19 protein-coding genes are annotated in these 18,292 nt (G+C 65.4%); 15 read left to right on the plus strand and 4 right to left on the minus strand.

Features of this window, described 5'->3' with window-relative positions; all coding sequences use genetic code 11:
- Window position 1: 1 nt before the first annotated feature.
- From A5771_RS15890 to A5771_RS15900, 3 genes are read right to left on the minus strand one after another with little or no spacing between them, the layout of a single operon-like run.
- A complete protein-coding gene (locus A5771_RS15890; protein WP_234783072.1) occupies window positions 2-1,594 on the minus strand; it encodes an acyl-CoA carboxylase subunit beta in 1,593 nt (530 codons plus the stop codon).
- Between the two features lie 58 nt (window positions 1,595-1,652).
- Window positions 1,653-2,495, minus strand: a complete 843-nt coding sequence (locus A5771_RS15895) for an amidohydrolase family protein (protein WP_064856128.1) — start codon at window positions 2,493-2,495, stop codon at window positions 1,653-1,655.
- Window positions 2,495-3,646: an acyl-CoA dehydrogenase family protein gene (locus A5771_RS15900; RefSeq protein ID WP_064856129.1), complete on the minus strand. Its 1,152-nt coding sequence runs from the start codon at window positions 3,644-3,646 to the stop codon at window positions 2,495-2,497. The genes A5771_RS15895 and A5771_RS15900 overlap by 1 nt, the downstream gene beginning before the upstream one ends.
- 158 nt (window positions 3,647-3,804) lie before the next feature.
- Here A5771_RS15900 and A5771_RS15905 point away from each other — a divergent pair, with 158 nt between their 5' ends.
- The 5 genes from A5771_RS15905 (at window position 3,805) to A5771_RS15925 (ending at window position 8,663) form a co-directional block, all read left to right on the plus strand.
- The gene (locus tag A5771_RS15905; RefSeq protein ID WP_082947278.1) at window positions 3,805-5,409 is read left to right on the plus strand and encodes a pyruvate, phosphate dikinase; all 1,605 of its coding nucleotides are present in this window, start codon (window positions 3,805-3,807) and stop codon (window positions 5,407-5,409) included.
- Between the two features lie 34 nt (window positions 5,410-5,443).
- On the plus strand, window positions 5,444-6,199 hold the full coding sequence (locus tag A5771_RS15910; RefSeq protein WP_082947260.1) for a FadR/GntR family transcriptional regulator: 756 nt from the start codon (window positions 5,444-5,446) through the stop codon (window positions 6,197-6,199).
- A 69-nt stretch (window positions 6,200-6,268) separates the two neighbouring features.
- Window positions 6,269-7,282, plus strand: a complete 1,014-nt coding sequence (locus A5771_RS15915; RefSeq protein WP_064856131.1) for an acyl-CoA dehydrogenase family protein — start codon at window positions 6,269-6,271, stop codon at window positions 7,280-7,282.
- Between the two features lie 2 nt (window positions 7,283-7,284).
- A complete protein-coding gene (locus tag A5771_RS15920; RefSeq protein ID WP_013830680.1) occupies window positions 7,285-7,899 on the plus strand; it encodes a hypothetical protein in 615 nt (204 codons plus the stop codon).
- Window positions 7,896-8,663 carry an enoyl-CoA hydratase-related protein gene (locus tag A5771_RS15925; protein ID WP_064856132.1) on the plus strand — a complete coding sequence of 256 codons (768 nt, stop codon included), beginning with the start codon at window positions 7,896-7,898 and terminating at the stop codon, window positions 8,661-8,663. Before A5771_RS15920 ends, A5771_RS15925 begins: the two co-directional genes overlap by 4 nt.
- Before the next feature lie 47 nt (window positions 8,664-8,710).
- Here the strand turns inward: A5771_RS15925 and A5771_RS15930 are convergent, their stop codons facing one another.
- The gene (locus A5771_RS15930; protein ID WP_064856133.1) at window positions 8,711-9,553 is read right to left on the minus strand and encodes a mycofactocin-coupled SDR family oxidoreductase; all 843 of its coding nucleotides are present in this window, start codon (window positions 9,551-9,553) and stop codon (window positions 8,711-8,713) included.
- A gap of 98 nt (window positions 9,554-9,651) precedes the next feature.
- Between A5771_RS15930 and A5771_RS15935 the strand changes: the two genes are divergently transcribed.
- The 10 genes from A5771_RS15935 (at window position 9,652) to A5771_RS15980 (ending at window position 18,236) form a co-directional block, all read left to right on the plus strand.
- Window positions 9,652-10,872 (plus strand): CaiB/BaiF CoA transferase family protein, encoded by a 1,221-nt coding sequence (locus A5771_RS15935; RefSeq protein WP_064856134.1) that lies wholly within the window; start codon window positions 9,652-9,654, stop codon window positions 10,870-10,872.
- Between the two features lie 292 nt (window positions 10,873-11,164).
- Window positions 11,165-12,679, plus strand: coding sequence for a class I adenylate-forming enzyme family protein (locus A5771_RS15940; protein ID WP_064856250.1), 1,515 nt, complete (start codon window positions 11,165-11,167; stop codon window positions 12,677-12,679).
- Between the two features lie 30 nt (window positions 12,680-12,709).
- Window positions 12,710-13,618, plus strand: a complete 909-nt coding sequence (locus A5771_RS15945; protein WP_013830675.1) for an SDR family oxidoreductase — start codon at window positions 12,710-12,712, stop codon at window positions 13,616-13,618.
- Window positions 13,615-14,064, plus strand: coding sequence for an FAS1-like dehydratase domain-containing protein (locus A5771_RS15950; protein WP_064856135.1), 450 nt, complete (start codon window positions 13,615-13,617; stop codon window positions 14,062-14,064). Before A5771_RS15945 ends, A5771_RS15950 begins: the two co-directional genes overlap by 4 nt.
- Window positions 14,061-14,504 (plus strand): MaoC/PaaZ C-terminal domain-containing protein, encoded by a 444-nt coding sequence (locus A5771_RS15955; protein ID WP_013830673.1) that lies wholly within the window; start codon window positions 14,061-14,063, stop codon window positions 14,502-14,504. Before A5771_RS15950 ends, A5771_RS15955 begins: the two co-directional genes overlap by 4 nt.
- Window positions 14,501-14,905, plus strand: a complete 405-nt coding sequence (locus A5771_RS15960; protein WP_064856136.1) for a Zn-ribbon domain-containing OB-fold protein — start codon at window positions 14,501-14,503, stop codon at window positions 14,903-14,905. Before A5771_RS15955 ends, A5771_RS15960 begins: the two co-directional genes overlap by 4 nt.
- Window positions 14,902-16,101, plus strand: a complete 1,200-nt coding sequence (locus tag A5771_RS15965; protein WP_064856137.1) for a thiolase C-terminal domain-containing protein — start codon at window positions 14,902-14,904, stop codon at window positions 16,099-16,101. The genes A5771_RS15960 and A5771_RS15965 overlap by 4 nt, the downstream gene beginning before the upstream one ends.
- A gap of 80 nt (window positions 16,102-16,181) precedes the next feature.
- Window positions 16,182-17,342 carry an amidohydrolase family protein gene (locus A5771_RS15970; protein ID WP_013830669.1) on the plus strand — a complete coding sequence of 387 codons (1,161 nt, stop codon included), beginning with the start codon at window positions 16,182-16,184 and terminating at the stop codon, window positions 17,340-17,342.
- The gene (locus tag A5771_RS15975; RefSeq protein WP_041318868.1) at window positions 17,342-17,620 is read left to right on the plus strand and encodes a hypothetical protein; all 279 of its coding nucleotides are present in this window, start codon (window positions 17,342-17,344) and stop codon (window positions 17,618-17,620) included. Before A5771_RS15970 ends, A5771_RS15975 begins: the two co-directional genes overlap by 1 nt.
- Window positions 17,607-18,236, plus strand: a complete 630-nt coding sequence (locus A5771_RS15980) for an HAD family hydrolase (RefSeq protein ID WP_013830667.1) — start codon at window positions 17,607-17,609, stop codon at window positions 18,234-18,236. Before A5771_RS15975 ends, A5771_RS15980 begins: the two co-directional genes overlap by 14 nt.
- Window positions 18,237-18,292: the final 56 nt, after the last annotated feature.

Genomic DNA, 18,292 nt, shown 5'->3' on the forward strand with positions numbered 1-18,292 from the left:
GTTAGAAACGGAAGATGCCGAAGCCGGCCCGCTGGCGCGAGCCTGGACGTGGGGTATCGCGTGAGATGCCGAACGCGACGGTCAGTGCGGCGCGGCTGTGTCGCGGGTCGATGATGCCGTCGTCCCAGACGCGGCCGGTCGCGTACAGCGCGGTGGACTCGGCCTCGATGCGGGCTTCGTCCTCGGCGCGCTGCGTCTCATCAGCAGTGTGGTCGAACTCGATGTTGCGCGACTGCGCCGAACGTTTGCGCACGATGGACATGACCCCCGCGAGCTGGCGTCCGCCCATCACCGCGATGCGATGAGTCGGCCAGGTCAGTACCAACCGCGGACGGTACGCGCGACCGGCCATGGCGTAGTTGCCCGCGCCATAGCTGACCCCGACCATCAACGTCACGTGCGGAACCTGGGAGTTGGACACCGCGTTGATGAGCTTGGCGCCGTCCTTGATGATCCCACCTTTCTCGGCCGCGCTACCCACCATGAACCCGGTGATGTTCTGTATAAACAGGATTGGTGTCCCAATCTGGTTGCACAGCTCGATGAACTGCGCGCCCTTCTGCGATTCGGGGGAGAACAGGATGCCGTTGTTGGCCAGCACGCCGATCGGCATGCCGCTCAGCTCCGCCCACCCAGTCACCAAGTTCGGTCCGTAGAGCGGTTTGAACTCGTCGAACTGCGAACCGTCGACAATCCGGCCGATCACCTCGCGAATATCGAACGGCGTCTTGGGATCCTCGGGCACGATGCCCAGCAGTTCGTCGGGGTCGTGTACCGGTGCCGGCCCGCCGGGGACCGGATCAGCAAGGCCAAAGCGGAAGATCACGGATCGGGCCTGACGGAGGGCGTCGGGTTCATCGGCGGCCAGGTAGTCTGCCAACCCGGACACTCGTGCGTGCATGTCGGCTCCACCGAGCTCATGCTCGGTGACATCCTCATCGATCGCCATCTTGACCAGCGGGGGACCACCGAGGAAGGCGTAGCCGCGGTCCTTGACGAAGATGGTGTAGTCACTCATGCCGGGCAGGTAGGCGCCGCCGGCGGTAGACGAGCCGAAAACAACTGACACCGTCGGAATGCCGGCGGCCGACAACTCGGTGAGCCGGCGGAACTGCTCGCCGCCGGGGACGAATATGTCGGCTTGCTTTTCCAGGTCGGCGCCGCCCGATTCGACCAGGGTGACCACCGGCAACCGGTTGGTCTCGGCGATGTCCATGGCGCGCAGGGTGCGGGCGATCGAGGTCGGTGACAGCGAACCGCCGCGCACGGTCGGATCGTTGGCGATCACCATGACCGCACGCCCGTGGATCTCGGTGACGGCGGTGACCAGGCCACCGCCGAGCGGATCGGTGGTACCCCAACCGGCCAGCGGTGAGAGCTCCATGATGAAGCCGTGGCGGTCCGCGAGCAACGAAAGGCGTTCGCGTACCGGAAGTTTTCCACGTTCGCGGTGGCGTTGCACCGACGCGGCCGAGCCGCCCTCGGCAACCTTGCCGTGTAGACCGTCTACCTCGGCGAGCAGTGCCGCCATGCGCGAGCGTGCCCTGCGGTGGGGCTCGCTCGACGGGTTCACCTCGGTGGCGAGAACGGGCACGCTTCCTCCGAATCTACTAACCTGGTTATATAAAAGAATGTGCGTTAATGCAAGCCCGTCACTCCCGTAGTGCGAACGCCTCCACCACGTTGTCGCGCAGGAACAGTCGGCGCACCTCCGGTTTCAGGTCCAGCGCATCCAGACCGTCCAGCGCTGCCTCGAAAGTCAAGATCGGCCAGTCGCTGGCCCAGATGCACTTACGCCGGCCATAGGTACGCAGGAAGTGCACGAACGCCACTGGGTAGTACTTTGGCAGGTGGGCGCTGGTGTCGATGTAGACATTCGGGTGCTTGGCGGCAACCGCGATCATCTCTTCGGTCCATGGCCAGCCGATGTGGCCGGCGACGATGCGCAACTCCGGGAAGTCGATTGCGATCCGGTCGATATGGCCCGGCCGGCCGGTCTCGGAGGTGTAGGTCGACGGGCCGGTGCCACCAACCTGGATCTGCACTGTTATGTCCAGTTCGGTGCAGGCCGCGTACAGCGGATACCACTGCGCTTCAGTGGGGATCTTGTCCAGGATGAACGGCTCGAGCTTGAGCCCCTTGAAACCGTAATCGCCCACCAGTCGGCGAAGTTCGCGGACCGCAGTCATGACGCCGTCCACCGACCATGGGTTGACGTTCGCGATGCCGATCAGCCGGTCCGGGTAGCGCCGCACGGCCTCGATGACGTCGTCGTTGGGGATCAACGGCCCCGCCGAACACAGCGCCTTGCTGACGTTGTTGGCATCCATCTCCTCGATGAGGGTCTCCAACGGCATCCCGGTCCGCAGTCGGGCGCCGTGCTGCATGCGGTCGGCCAGGGTCATGTTTCGCTCGGGCATCTTGGCCACCGTGTCCGGCAGCCAAGGCTGCACCCACGCATCGATGATCGGCGGCGCGTCGTTGTTGGTCATCATCAGCCTTTCGGGAGTCCGAGCACGCGCTCGGCGATTATGGTCTTGACGATCTCGTCGGTGCCGCCGGCGATGTGAAACGCGGGGGCCGACAGCACTACCAATCGCCAGTCGTCGAGGCAGGGATCGGGCTTGGACAGATCGTTACCCAGTCGCTTGGCCACCGCATCGGAAATCTGCGAGGCGACCTTGCCGGTTGCGAGTTTGGCGAGCGCGGCCTCGGGCCCCGGTGGTTGACCCGCCACCAGGCGGTGGTGCATCCCGGCCTCGAACGCGGCCAGCGCGCGCTGATCGATCACTGCGTCGATGAAGGCATCGCGGGCCACCCTGTCATCCCAACCCAGTTCGCCGGCCTGGCGCACCAGGCGGCCCAATGATCGGCCGAAGCTGGAGAATCGCTCGAATCCCAGGGTGGCCATGGCGACGGCCCAACCCCCGCCGACCTCACCGAGCACAGCATCGGCGGGCAGATCCACATCATCGAAAAAGACCTCCGAGAAGGAGGCCCCGCCGGTCATCTGCTTGAGGGGGCGCACATCGATACCCGGGGTAGACATGTCCACCACGAACGCGGTCAGTCCCTTGTGACGCAATTGGGTCGGATCGCTGCGCGCGATCAGGTAGCCGTACTGCGCGTGCCGCGCCTCCGATGTCCACACCTTCTGCCCGTTGATCCGCCAGCCGGTCTCGGTGCGTACTGCCTTGGTGGCCACCGCGGCCAGATCGCTGCCGGCGCCGGGCTCGCTGAATAGTTGGCACCACACCTCGTCACCGCGCAGCATGGCCGCGCAGTGCTTCTTCTGCTCGTCATTGCCGACCGCCAGCAGCGTCGGACCCACCATCTCCAGTGTCACGCCGAACAGACCACGCGGAACCTCGTACTCGGCCTCCAGGTCTGCCCAGGCCAGGGCGTAGGCCGACGGCAGGTCCTGGCCACCGACCTCACGCGACCAGGTCAGGCCGGCGAATCCATTGTCGAAGAGCAGCCGTTGCCAGGCAACGCAATCAGCGCGAAAACGCTCAGGGTCCCGCAGGTAGCGGAACTGCGCATACATGGCATCGGGAAAGCCGTCGGGCCGATGCTCGGCGTGGGCGTTGAGGAAAGCCGTGGCCTGTTGGCGAAAGGCATCGAGTGAGGGGGGTTGGGGCTCCATCACACTCCGTACAGTCTGGGGGGCACCATTTGGCACCTAATTACTAACCTGGTTATATGATAGTGATATCACGTCGCACCGAGGAGCCGAAAGTGAGTTTGCAGGTGTCCGCTCTGGACGGCCAATCCGTCGTCGATCGCCTCGATGAGGGGCAGTTGGTGGTGCGGCTCGACGGCAGCCGTATCTATTCGCGACGGTTGGTCGGCGGCAAGGCCCATGGCCTGTCGAAGATCCGCGCCGCCGGGCTGCCTACCTCACCGGCTTTCACTGTCACCGTAGACGCCTGCCGGCAGTACTTCGAGGCGCCCGAGGCCTTGTTGGAGCGGCTGTGGCCGCAGGTGCGCGACGGTTTGTCCTGGCTGGAAGCGCAGTCCGGTCACGCATTCGGGCAAGGACCGGTGCCGCTTCTGGTGTCGGTGCGCAGCGGTGCGCCGGCCAGCATGCCCGGGATGATGGACACAGTGCTCAATCTCGGCATCAACGACGCGGTCGAACAGATGCTGGCGACCAAATGTGGCATCGAGTTCGCCGCCGACACCCATGCTCGATTCCGTGAGTTGTACCGCCAGGTCGTCGATCCGCGGGGCGGTGTGGTGCCCGCGGATCCATGGGAACAGCTGCGTGGTGCGGTCACCGCAGTCTTCGAGTCCTGGAACTCTCCGCGTGCGGTGGCCTATCGGCGTCACCACGACCTGGAAGGCAAGATGGCCGGCACTTCGGTGACCGTGCAGGCCATGGTGTTCGGCAATCTCGATGAACAGTCCGGCACCGGTGTGTTGTTCAGCCGCAACCCATTGACCGGAGAGAACCTGCCGTACGGCGAATGGCTGCCGCGGGGTCAGGGTGAGGACGTGGTCAGCGGCAAGTTCGATCCGATGCCGTTGACCGCACTGGCCGAAAACCACCCGGATATCCATCGACAACTGCTGGAGGCGGCCCGCTGGTTGGAGAACGACGGGGCCGATGTGCAGGACATCGAGTTCACCGTCGAATCCGGCACGCTGTATCTGCTGCAGACTCGTGCGGCGAAAAGATCTGCGCAAGCAGCGGTTTCGATCGCCGTGGCGCTACAGCGCGAGGGTCTGATCGACGTCGACGAGGCGCTGTCGCGGGTGACGCCCGCTCAGTTGGAGACCCTGCTTACGCCGGTCATAGAGCCGTCTGCGCTGGCCGGGGCCACGGTGTTGGCGAGCGGACTACCGGCCTGTCCCGGTGTCGGTGCGGGTCGGGTGGTGACAGACAGTCACACTGCCGAGGATGCCGCTGATGAAGGGGAAAGCGTGGTGCTGGCACGCGTGACGACCAGCCCTGACGACGTCGGCGGGATGATCGCCGCAAAAGCTGTGATCACCGAACAGGGCGGGTCGACCTCGCACGCTGCGGTGGTCAGCCGGGAATTGCACACCCCCTGCGTGGTGGGATGCGGCAAGGGAGCCTTGGCCGACCTCGCCGGTTGCGTGGTCACCGTCGACGGATCGACGGGCCAGATCTACGCCGGCCTGTTGCCGATGACCAGTCCGTCGGAGGACGCCGATCCGAATATGGCTGCGCTGTTGAGCTGGGCGCGCGAGCGCTGCTCGGTCGAGGTACGGCAGGTCGGTGCTGTGCAGGCCAACGCCCTGCCGGTGGTCGATCACCGTGATCCGACCTCGTTGTTCGGCGCCGTTGATGCCGGGCAGCGGGCGGTGGCAAGCGAGCATCCGCTGCCGGTGCTGCTGATGTTGCTGGAGCGGTCGCGAAACACTGACAGCGGTATCCACTAACCAGGAGTCCTATTTAGATGCGACAATCATTGCCGTGTATCCCGATAGTGAGGCCATCAGGCACCCGACGGCGGGTCAGTTAGTCGCAGACAACATCCGCCGCAAGATTATTCTCGGAGAATTCCGCGACGGTGACTTCCTGCCCAACGAGGCGCAACTGCTCGCTCTGTACGGGGTCTCGCGACCGGTGCTGCGGGAGGCGATTCGCATCCTGCAGTCCGAGTCGTTGCTGACCATCCGGCGGGGGAGCAAGGGTGGCGCCCGGGTCAATGCCCCCCGCCCGGAGCCGGTGGCCCGACAGGCCGGCGGGCTGTTGCAATACGGCCGTACCACGGTTTTCGACGTGTTCCGCGCACGTTCGATCATCGAGCCACCGGCGGTCCGCCTACTCGCCGAGAACGCCACTCCCAACACGATCCAGCGGCTGCACGAGGCTCTTGAGCTGGAGTCGGAAAATATCGGCGATGCTCGCCGGTGGGGCAAGGTTCACGCAGATTTCCACACCCTGGTGGTGGAACTATCGGGCAGCAACACCCTGGCGCTGTTCGCGCACATCATGTCCGGGATCACCACGGCGCACACCCAGGCGGTGTGGCAGCACGCCACCGACGATGCGCAAAAGCGCACCGATTCCGAGCTCGCCCATCGGGTGCATCGCAAGCTGGTACGGCTGGTGGAAGAGGGCAAAGCTGCTGACGCCGAAACGCTTTGGCGGCGTCACCTGGAACAGACGACCGAGAAGATGTTGTCGAACCAGGGACAGCGCGAATTGCTCGATCTGATCGGCTGAACCCGTTCTAACTGTTCGGGTTAACCTGGTTATACTTTTCTTCGACGGTACCGGTTGGAGGAGAGTTGCATGAGCTCAGACCTGCTCGACGACCTGCGCGGGGCCGCCCGGCAAGCCCTGTCCCGCGGTGGCGGCCACGATGTCGTCGACCAACTAGACCTTGCCGGTCTGCTGATTGACGCCGCACACGGTGGGCTCGGCATGACCGAGCGCGAAATGGTCGTTGTCGGCGAAGAGCTCGGCCGCAACCCCGTGGCGTCGTCATTTCTGCCCGCGGTGGTGCTGGCCACCACGCTGCTGACCGAGGCCGGTGCGACCGACCTGCTGGCATCGGCGACCGAAAAGCGCCATGCCGTTGCTCTGGCCGGGCTCGTCGAGGCGGCGTCGGGCGCAGTGGCCGCGGCTAAATCGATTACGGGACAGTACCTTCTGCAGGGTTCGGTGTGGGCGTTGACCACGCCCGTTCCAGTCGAAGAGCTCTTGATCGCGGCTGCCATCGGCGAGACCGTCGGACTGCTGGTGGTCGACATCGCCGATGTGCGGGTCACGCCCGCCAACGAATTGGACCCGCAACGCGGCCTGGTGTGCGTGGAGTTGGACCGGGCGCCGGCCAGCCTGGTCGCCGACGACGCAACGGCTGCGGTGCGGGCGGGCTACCGGCGTGCCCTGCTGGCGGTGGCGGCCGAGCAACTCGGCGTGGCTCGAGCCTGTCTGGAGATGTCGGTCGACTATGCCAGGACTCGAACGCAATTCGGCGCACCCATCGGGTCCTTCCAGGCGATCAAACACCGACTCGCCGAAACCCTGCTCGATGTCGAGCTGGCTGCGGGCGTGCTGGAACAGGCGGTGAGCACCCGCAGCATCGATGACGCCGAGTTGGCGTTCGTCGTCGGCACTCGCGCGGCGACCTCGGCGGCCGAATCCGCTATCCACATACACGGTGGCACCGGCTTCACCTGGGAGCACTCCGCGCACTGGTATCTGCGCCGCGCACGGGTGAACGCCACCCTGTTGGGCTCCGCCGGTGCCCATCGTGAAGCCATCGCGGCCTCAGCCGGTATCACTTCGAGCAAGGAGAGTTGATCATGATCGACGAACTGACCATCCTGCGGCTCGTTGCCATCAAGGGACGCGTAACCGCCGATGCTATCGCCGACAGCCTTGGCGCGGACGCGGCGCAGGTCCAGGCCCAATTGGAGGACCATACCGAACGCGGGTTGTTCAAGAACACGCCAATGGGTTACCGCATCACACCGGTGGGGCGTGAACGCTGTACCGAACTGGTGGTCGCCGAATGCCAAGCAGCCGACGCGGCGGCCGTGGCGGAGATCTATGAGGTCTTCACCGAGCACAACACCGAACTCAAGGCGATCATCACTGATTGGCAGACTCGCGGCCCCGATCAGCCCAACGACCACACCGACGCAGCATACGACGCAGAGGTTCTGCGACGGCTGCTCGGACTGCATCGGCAGGTGATGCCGCTGGTCGATCGAATCTGCAGTGCCGCAACGCGGTTGACTCACTATCGGGCTCGGTTGGCCAAGGCCGCGGACGCGGTCGCGGCCGGCAACAACAACTACGTGTCCAAGCCCATCCTGGACAGCTATCACACGGTGTGGTTCGAACTGCACGAAGACCTGATCGGGTTGGCCGGCCGGACCCGAGCCGGAGAGGCCGAAGCGGGACGCGGCGCGTGAGCCTGGTCAAGGTCGACGTCGGCGGCGGCGTTGCCCGATTGCTGCTGGACTCGCCGGCCAACCGTAATGCGCTCTCGACACAACTGCGCACCGAGTTGTATGCCGCGCTGCGGGATGCGATCGACGCGGATGATGTGCGCAGCATCGTATTGAGCCACAACGGGACCGTGTTCTGTTCCGGTGCCGACCTCAAAGAGGTCCGTGACGGTCCGCCGGCGCCCGGTACCCCGACTGTGCCGCAGATCCTTGTCGACATTTGGCGCTCGCCCAAGCCGGTGATCGCGGTTCTCGCTGGCGTGGCCCGGGCCGGGGGCCTGGGCCTGGCCGCGGCCTGCGATGTCGTGATCGCCAGCAGTTCGGTGAGTTTCGCGTGCACTGAGGTTCACCTGGGAGTGGTGCCCGCGGTGATCTCGGCAGTAATGCGTCCGCGGATGATGAGCGCGGCAATCCACCAGTTGTATCTGACTGGGCTAGCGGTATCAGCGCAGTGGGCGCATCAGGCCGGATTGGTCGACGTCGTTGTCGAACCTGAGCGACTCGATGACGAATTACGCCGGTACACCGACGCATTCAACCTGGCTGCGCCTCAGGCCTTGGCTGCCACCAAGCGGCTGTCGCGAAGCGATGGTGCGATCGCGGCGCTGCAGACCGAACTGGCCGAACTGGAAAAGCTATCGGCTCGGTACTTCGCGTCAGAGGAAGGCCGCGAGGGCCTGGCCGCGTTCGCCGAGAAGCGTTCGCCGCGCTGGGCACAGCCGGGCTAGCCTTGTCGTCAGGTTGCCCTCGGCGAGCCAGCCGGGCGGACGGCCCGTCAGAACTTGAGCAGTGCCCCGCCGTCGACCGGCAGCTGAAGTCCGGTGACATAACGGGATTCGTCCGAGGCCAGGAACACCACAGCATTGGCTATGTCGTCGGGCTCGACATAGGGGATGGGCATCGACTGCATGTGCGGGAACGCCTCTTCGGCGTCGGCCCGGGTCGGCTCGGCCAGGTCCTTGCGGAACGCCCTGTACATCGGCGGGCTGTGCAGCATGTCGGTGTTGCAGTTCGTCGGGTGCACCGCGTTGACCCGGATGCCCTGCGGGGCGAGTTGGCGGGCCAGGACCACCACATAGTCGCTGATGAACTGTTTGGCCAGGCCGTAGCCTGCACCGCCTGGGCCGTTACCGGGGTTGTTGACGGCGTTGGGCAGCATAGCCGCCACCGATCCGGTGGCTATGATCGAGCCACCCTGCGAAATCAGCGGTAGTGCAACGTGAATGGTGTTCAGCACTCCCACTAGGTCGACATCGACGGCGTCCGCGAACGCCGTGACCGGGTAGTCGGGACCGATCGGACAGATGCCCGCGTTGGCGACCACGACGTCGAGTCCACCGAGTGTCTGGACGGCTGTCTGCACGGCCTGGTCCATCGAATAGCGGTCGCGCACATCCACGATCACCGGTACGGCCCGGCGTTCGAACTTCTCGACCAGGCGTACCGTCTCGTCGAGGTCTTGAGGTGTGGCCATCGGGTAACCGACGCCGGGGATATCGGCGCAGACATCGATCAGGATGACATCGGCGCCCTCCTCGGCGAGCCGGATCGCGTGGTGCCGACCTTGGCCTCGCGCGGCGCCGGTGATCAGTGCCGTCTTCCCTCTAACCCGCCCCATCGCAGATCTCTCCTCGCAATTACGGCAACCTTGCCCATCAAATTATATGACGTGGTTAGTCTATTATGGCTACGCTACCTACGCGAGGAGAACAGCGCATGCCCGGGGTAATGGATGGCATCCGTGTCATCGAGCTCGCCACGTGGGGATTCATCCCGTCCGCCGGTGTCGCACTGGCGGATTGGGGGGCCGAGGTCATCAAGATCGAGCACCCGGTGCACGGCGATCCGATGCGTGGACTGGTAAGTGGATCGCTGGCGTCCGCCGGGCAGCAACCCGTCCCGTTCATGTTCGAGACCTTCAGCCGCAACAAATCCAGCGTCGGTATTGATCTCACCACCGAGTCGGGCCGTGAAGCCCTGCTGCGGTTGGTGGCCACCGCTGACGTGTTTTTGACCAATTACCTCGAGCCGGTGCGCAAGAAGCTGCGGATCGACGTCGACGAGCTGCTGACCGTCAACCCCCGGCTGGTCTATGCGCGCGGGAGCGGTCTGGGGCCCAAGGGCGCCGAATCCGGAACCGGAGGATTCGACCTGGCGTCCTATTGGTCGCGCGGTGGGGTAGGCCATGTCAGCACCGAGGCCGGCGGCCGCTATCCGCCCCCGATGCCCGGTGCCGCCTTCGGTGACCTGCAATCGGGTCTGTATGCCGCCGGTGGGGTGGCCGCTGCGCTGTTGGGCCGCGAGCGCACCGGTGAATCCCAGGTCGTTGATGTCAGCCTGCTGGGTGCCGCGGTATGGGCGACCGCCCCGCACATCGCCGCGACATCGTGTTATGGCATCGACGCGATGCCCCGTGGTGATCACCAATCGGCCCACAACCCGATCAGCAATACCTACCGCACCAAGGACGACCGTTACATCGCCCTGGTCATGCTCGAATCCGATCGGTTCTGGGCGCCGCTGGTCGAACTGGCCGGCCGCCCGGAGCTGGCCAGTGACCCGCGGTTCCATGACTCCGCCGCCCGCGCCGAGAACAACGCCGCCTGCATCGCCGAGCTCGACGCCCTGTTCGCGCAACGTACCGCGACCCAATGGTCCGAGCTGCTCGGGCGGCAGCGCGGTGTCTGGGCGCTGGTGCAGACTCCGCGTGAAGTCGCCGCCGATCCACAGGTGGTCGCCAACAGCTACGTGGGGGCCGTACGACGCGTCGATGATGTCTCCGTCTCGGTGGCGATGGCGCCGATCCAGTTCGAAGGCTCCGCGCCGCAGCCGGTCGCGGCACCGGGCCTGGGGGCTGACACCGATCGACTGCTGCTCGATGCGGGCTACGACTGGGACGAACTGGTGCAGATGAAGATCGACGGCGCCATCACCTGACACCCTTGGCAGGTTGTGCTCACCGGGCGATGCCGCGACTGCTAATCGCGGTATCTCCCGGTAGTGCATTGCTCCTGAAAACATTGCGCTGCAGTGTTTTCAGTCACCCTCTTGGTGTCAGCGAGGTCAATTGTCCAGCTGGCCGCTCGCCGGTCGCGGTGGGCTGCGACCCGTCCGCCGAACTTCGACTCGCGGACAGTTTCCAAGATCCATAAAATCTTGTTACGCTAACCTGGTTATATTAATCTGCTTGTTCGACTGGTAGCACGCCATGTTCGGTGAGGGTGTCTGGATGGATTTGATCGAAACAATGCAGCGGCGGATGAATGCCGCGGGTGACGAGCCGTTGCTGTGCTACCGCGGCGAGTGGCGGAGCCGAAGCCAATTCGCCGCTGCTGCGCAGACGATCGATGCCCTGCTCGTCGAAAGCGGCGTCGGTCGAGGCGACCCGGTGGGCATCTTCATGCGCAACCGCCCGGGACTCGTAGCCGCACTGACGGTGGTGTTCGCCACCGAACGCCCGCTCATCGTGCTCAACCCGCTAACGCCCGACGGGGCCGTCGGCGATGACGTGCTTGCCCTACGTCCGGCGGCCGTGTTGGCCGACGGCGAGGACTGGGCGCGTCCGGAGTTGGTCAAGGCCGTGTCCACCTGTGGCGCTTTGGGTGTGCAGGTCGACGTGCCCTGCGGTGCGGAGTCGGCGGCGACCGTGGTGACGCCGCGGACCAATGCGCCATGCGCGGTCATCGACGATGGTGTGGCCGTGCTCATGCCAACCAGCGGCACCACTGGCCCGCCGAAGCGGGTCCCGTTGCGGTACAACGAGATCGAGCAAGCGCTCAACGGTGCGCAGGAGCACTACATGACGGGCAGTGCGCGCAGCGGTAGTGTTCGCGGCGGCGGCGTGCAGATCATCTCCCTCCCATCGACGAACATCAGCGGACTGTGGGCGATCGTCACCGCGCTCAACGGCGGCGGCCGTGCCCTGTTACAGGACAAGTTCGAGCCGTTGGCGTGGTCCGAGGCGGTCGCCGAATACCAGGCCCGGTCGGTGTCGCTCCCTCCCGCCGCGTTGCGCATGGTGCTCGATGCCGGCGTGGAGCCGGCCAAGCTGGCCAGCCTCAAAGCGGTGTGGGCCGGCGCGGCACCGACCGGGACCGACCTGGCCACCCGGTTCGAAGAGACCTACGGCTGCCCGGTGCTGCTCAGTTACGGGGCCACCGAATTCACCGGCGGTATCACCGGTTGGTCGCTCAAGGACTGGCAGCAGTGGAAGGACACCAAGCGCGGCAGTGTCGGTCGCGCCCATCCCGGCGTCGAGATCTCGGTGATCAACCCGGACACCGGGGAGGGGCTCGACGCCGGTGAACATGGCATCCTGCAGGTCCGCTCGGCGCAGGCTTCCGGCGGCAACGCGCAGTGGGTCCGCACCAACGACCTGGGCAGTGTCGACGCCGATGGCTTCGTCTGGATTCACGGTCGCGCCGACGACGTCATCAATCGGGGGGGTTTCAAGATATTCCCGGCCGAACTCGAGGACTGCCTCGAAGCCCACCCGCGGGTGCGCGAGGCCGTGGTCTTCGGCGTCGCCGACGATCGACTCGGAGAGGTGCCCGTCGCGGTGGTGGTGACCGCCGGCGAGGTCTCCGTCGACGAACTGATCGCTTGGACCCGTAGTCGGTTGCCGGGCTATAAGGTGCCCGCCCGCATCCAGCTCACCGATGCCATCCCACGGAACTCGGCCATGAAGATCCTACGCAAACAGGTCCGTGAAGAGTTCGAACCGTCTACCGCAGCAACCCAATGATCGGTTCTGGAACAACGAAGGAGTCCGACAGTGCAGTCCGATCTGACTGACCGCGTCGTCGTCATAACCGGGGCCGGCAATGGTCTGGGCCGTGCGCACGCACTCGCCTTCGCCCAGGCCGGTGCCGCGGTCGTGGTCAACGATCTCGGCGGAAGCCGTGACGGCAGCGGGGGGTCGACCGGTCCGGCCCAGCAGGTGGTCGACGAGATCATCGCGGCCGGCGGGCGCGCCGCGGCCAACACCGACGACATCAGCACCTGGGACGGCGCGAAGTCGCTGATCGACCACGCCATCGACAAGTTCGGCAGCCTCGACGTCCTGGTCAACAACGCCGGTATCCTGCGTGACCGCATGCTGACCTCGATGTCGGAAGCCGATTGGGACGCGGTGATCGCCGTGCATCTCAAAGGCGCGTTCTGCCCGACCCGTCATGCTGCCGAATACTGGCGTAACCAATCCAAGGCCGGCGCTGCCGTCGACGCTCGCGTCATCAACACCACGTCGCCATCGGGATTGTTCGGCGCGCCAGGCCAAAGCAACTACGGTTCGGCGAAAGCCGGGATCGCCGGATTCACCGTCATCACCGCCATGGAATTGGCTCGCTACGGCGTCACCGTCAACGCGGTTGCACCGACGGCGCTGACCCGGTTGACCGACGATGTTCCGGCCATGCACGATCTGGCGGCGTCGACTGACATGGCACCGGAGGGCGTCTCACCGCTGGTACTGTGGCTGGCCGGCCCTGCGGCCCGAACGGTGACCGGACGGGTGCTGGCGGCGATCGGCGGCACCATCGCGGTGGTCGACGGTTGGGCCTACGGGCCGGAGATTCACAGCACCGAGCGCTGGACGGTGGCCCGGCTTGATCAGGAAATGCCCGGACTGTTGGACAAGGCGCTGCCGGGTGCCGACATCACCGGACGTCGGCCCGCCCGATGAGCGCATCGACCAGTCACCCCGCTGAAAAGTTGATCGGTACAGTCCTTTTCAGCTACGACATGCCCATCGAGCGGGGTAAGATCCGGGAGTTCGCCGCAGCCACCGGTGCGACCGACCCCGCCTACCAAACCGCGAACCCACCGGTCCCGCCGACGTTCATGGCCACCAGCATGCACTGGGAACCGCATGACCCACCGCTGTCAACCCTGCTGGGTCTGAACCTCAGCCGGGTACTGCAGGGCGGTCAGGAGTACACCTTCATCGGGGCGCTACCGCAGGCCGGAGACTGCCTGCGCGCGGAGACCTCGGTGGAATCGGTGACCGAAAAGCGCAGCAGTCGCGGTGGTGCGATGACGGTGATCGTCGTGCTCACCCGGTTCACCCGACCCGACGGCAGTGTGGCCGCAGAGGGGCGCGCCACCGTGATCGAGCGGGCCGCGTCATGAGCGTGCCAGCTCGGTTCAGCGCCGGGTCGGTACTGCCCGAACGACGTTTCGGGCCGCAGACGCACACTGACATCGTTCGCTACCAGGGTGCCAGCGGTGACTTCAACCCGATCCATCACGATCTCGAATTCGCTCGATCGGCGGGAATGCCCGGAGTATTCAGCGTCGGAATGCTGCAAGCGGGCTATCTGGCCACCTACTGCGTGGACCTGCTCGGCCCCACCAGTGTCCGGCGGCTCGCGGTGCGGTTCGCCGAGCAGGTCTGGCCAGGTGACGAGCTGGTGTGTCGGGGCACTGTGACCGCGGTGACGTCCACCGACGACGGCGCCACCGCCGAGATCGATCTGACGATTTCGCGCGGTACCGGCGGGGTGGCCGTATCCGGTTCGGCCACGGTCCTTCTCGAGTCCAGCGCCGAACCTGAAAGGCCCACCGCATGACCGATCAAGTGATACCCGTCGTCAACTATCTGGTGCTCGGCGAGCGTCCTCATCTGGCGGGATTTCGCTGCGCCGACTGCGGGGCCGTCTACCTGCTACGCCGTTCGGCGTGTTCACGCTGCGGCGGAGCCGAACTCGGCGAGCGCGTCGACCTCGGCGACGTCGGGGTGGTGACAGCGGCAACAGTGGTTCATCGCGCCCCAGAAGGCGTGCAGACGCCGTTCGTCAGCGGCGTGGTGGCACTCGACGGTGGTGGCCATGTGCGGACCAACCTGACCGGTGCCGCCCAGGATCCGGTGGCGGCGGTCGGCCGGCGCGCGACGATGCGCACCAGATCGATCGGAACCGACAGTCGCGGGGTGAAAGCGGTGTCGTATGAATTCGAGGTGCAGAAAGAATGACAGACACCGTGTGGATCGTCGGTGCAGCCATGACCAAGTTCGGGCGATTCCCTGATGCTGACCTGGTCGACCTGGGAGCGAGCGCCGCTCGCAGTGCGCTCGCCGACAGTGGTACCACCATTCATCAAATGCAGACGGTTGCCGTCGGTAATGTCTTCGAGGGGATTACCGGAGTAGGGCAGCGGATCATGCATCAGATCGGACAGACCGGCGCACCGGTCTACAACGTGTCCAACGCGTGTGCGACCGGCGCGACGGCGCTGCGCACGGCGTTGCTCGCGCTGCGTGCCGGCGAGGCCGACCTGGCGCTGGCCATCGGGTGTGAACAACTCGGCAAGCGCGGTCTGCTGGCCGCCGGCGAGGAGCCGCGTGGATCTGAGTTCAGTCGGCGCGGCCGGGATGGCGTCATCGTCGAGCCCGAGGGTGTGATCGGCAGCGCTCTGATGCCCTCGGTGTTCGCCGAGGCGGGCGTGGCCTACCTGGCCCGCAACTCCGAGGCCACGGTCGAGCACTTCTATAAGGTGGCGCAGAAGAATCACCTGAACTCCACGCTGAATCCCCTGGCCCAGTACCGCAAGGAGTTCAGCCTCGAGCAGATCGCCGGTGGCGATGTGATCGCCTATCCGAACACCGCCCTGATGTGTTCGCCCACCGGTGACGGCGCCGCGGCCGTGGTACTGGCCACCGATGCCGCTCTGAGCAAGCTGGACCCCGGCGTGCGCGATCGCGCGGTCAAGGTCAGCGCCTCGGTGTTGGTCAGCGATCCGTGGGTTGAGCAGGCCGAGGCATCGTGGGACGTGGACACCGTCACCCGGAACGCGGCGCGGCAGGCCTATGAGGTTGCCGGCATCGGGCCTGACGAACTGGACATGGTCGAGCTGCATGACTGCTTCGCCACTGCGGAGTTGGTGCATTACGAGAATCTGGGCCTGTGCGAACCGGGTGGCGCGGCGAGCTTCCTGGATTCAGGGGCACCGTGGCGCGGTGGTAAGACGCCTGTCAACATCTCCGGCGGGTTGTTGTCGAAGGGGCATCCGCTGGGCGCCACCGGTATTGCCGGGGTGTTCGAGGTAGTCACGCACCTGCGCGGTGAGGCCGGTGATCGGCAGATCGACGGCGCCAACGTCGGCTTGGCACACGTCCTTGGCCTGGGCAGTGCCTGCGCGGTGCACGTGCTCGAACGACGTGCGGGTTGATCGTCCGGGTGGCCCTTCCGGGCGCGCCGATGCGATACTAGACTAGAAACAACTAACCAGGTTATATATTAGGAGCCTTCATGCCGCTGCAGGATCACATGCAGTTGATCTCCGTCGATGACCACCTCATCGAGCATCCGAGGGTCTGGTCGGATCGCTTACCGGCCAAGTACGCCGAGCTTGGCCCGCGGATCGTTGAGCTGCCCCGTTCCAAGGGTGGGCCGCCGAGTCAGGTCTGGGAGTACCAGGGCAAGACCTACCCCCAGATCGGCCTGAACGCCGTCGCGGGCAAGAAGCCCGAGGAGTACGGCATCGACCCGTCACGGTTCGACGAGATGCTGCCGGGCTGCTACGACCCGGTGCAGCGGCTGGCCGACATGGACCTCGACGGGGTGGAGGCGGCGTTGTGCTTCCCGTCCTTCCCGCGGTTCGCCGGCACCGTGTTCCTGGAGGGCGAGGACCGCGATGTGGCGCTGGCCAGCGTGCAGGCGTTCAACGACTTCATCCTCGATGAGTGGTGTGCTGCGGCGCCGCACCGCTACATCCCGCTGGTGATCTTGCCCTTGTGGGATGTGCAGCTCTCGTTGGCCGAGGTGCATCGGACTTTCGCCAAGGGGGCCCGGACCATCGCATTCCCGGAGAACCCGTACCCGCTGGGACTACCGTCGATCCACACCGATCACTGGGATCCGCTGTTCAGCGTCGCCGAGGAATATGACCTACCGCTGTCCATGCACTTCGGCACCTCGGGCCAGTCTCCGAAGCCCTCGCCCGAAGGGCCCATGGCGGTCAGTATCACGCTGTTCGGCACCAACTCGATGTCCGCGTTGACCGATCTGCTGTTCTCGCCGGTGTTTCACCGTCACCCCAAGCTCAAGGTCGCGTTGTCCGAAGGCGGCATCGGTTGGGTGCCCTACATGCTCGAGCGCGCCGACTACGTGTGGGAACGGCATCGCTTCTACCAGAACGTCAATCAGGAGTACCGGCCGTCGGAGCTGTACTACAAGCACGTCTACTCGTGCTTCATCGACGATCGGCACGGGCTGGAGGCACGCGACAAGGTCGGCCTGGACAACATCCTGTGGGAGTGCGATTACCCGCACTCGGATTCCAACTGGCCCAACAGTCGCAAGATCGCGCAGGAGGTCTTCGCCAAGGTACCCGACGAGGACGCGCACAAGATTGTCGAGCTCAACGCCCGTCGGCTGTTCAACTTCCCGCGGGTGGAGAACGCGAAGTAATGAATCGTCAATCCCCGCAGCCCATTCCGCCCGAAGCGTCGCTCGGGGCATCGGACTGGGATGACGAGGACCTACTGACGGTTGCGGAGGCATCCGACCGGCTGGTTGACGAGATAGAAGCCTGCCGGGAGCGCATCCGACAGGCCGAAGAGGTGCTGGACGGCGCGGCTGACGACGCCGCGGCGGCGGCCGTCCTGGCGGCGGAACGCCAACGGTCCGACGACCTGATGCGCGCCGTAGAGCGCATAAAACACGCCCAGGCCAATGCCCCCCGCTGAGGCCGGCGGGATCTCCGCGGTCGTCTTCGACATGGGTGGGGTGCTGACGGTGGATCCGTTCGAGGCATGCCGGGTGTATGCCCGCGAACTCGGCATTCCGTCAGACACCTTTGTCCATCAGCTGCGGGGGCCGGTGTTCGCCGAGGTGGAATGTGGGCTGCGCACGATTCGCGATTTCCTCAAGTTCGCTTGTCGGGACGTCTCCGAGCGCCTGGGGGTGGCCGTTGACATCCGGCACCTGGCCGATTGCCTGGCGGCCGGTCAGCGGGTGCGACCTGAGATGGTGACGCTGATCGGTGACCTGACCGCCCGCGGGATCAAGGTCGGGGTGCTCACCAACAACGCCAAAGAGGCCGCTTCGTGGTGGCGAAGCGGTGTGCTGCCGGTGGAAAGCTTTACCGCCGTAGTGGATTCGTCCCAGGTTGGGCTCCGCAAGCCCGACCCGGCGATCTATGCGCTGACCGCCGAACGCATGGGATCCCGCGCGGAGGAGCTGCTGTACTTCGACGACCTGGACGAGAACGTGAACGGCGCAGTCTCGGCGGGGCTGGCGGGCGAGCTCTTCACCGACGCGGCTTCCTGTCGCGCCGTATGCGCCCAACGGGGGCTGATTTAGGGGTGCATGCTCGAGACCATCACCAAAATAATATAACCAGGTTATAGTTACGTCGT

It is taken from the genome of Mycolicibacter sinensis, assembly GCF_001667375.1.
GTDB classification, from domain to species: Bacteria; Actinomycetota; Actinomycetes; order Mycobacteriales; family Mycobacteriaceae; genus Mycobacterium; species Mycobacterium sinense_A.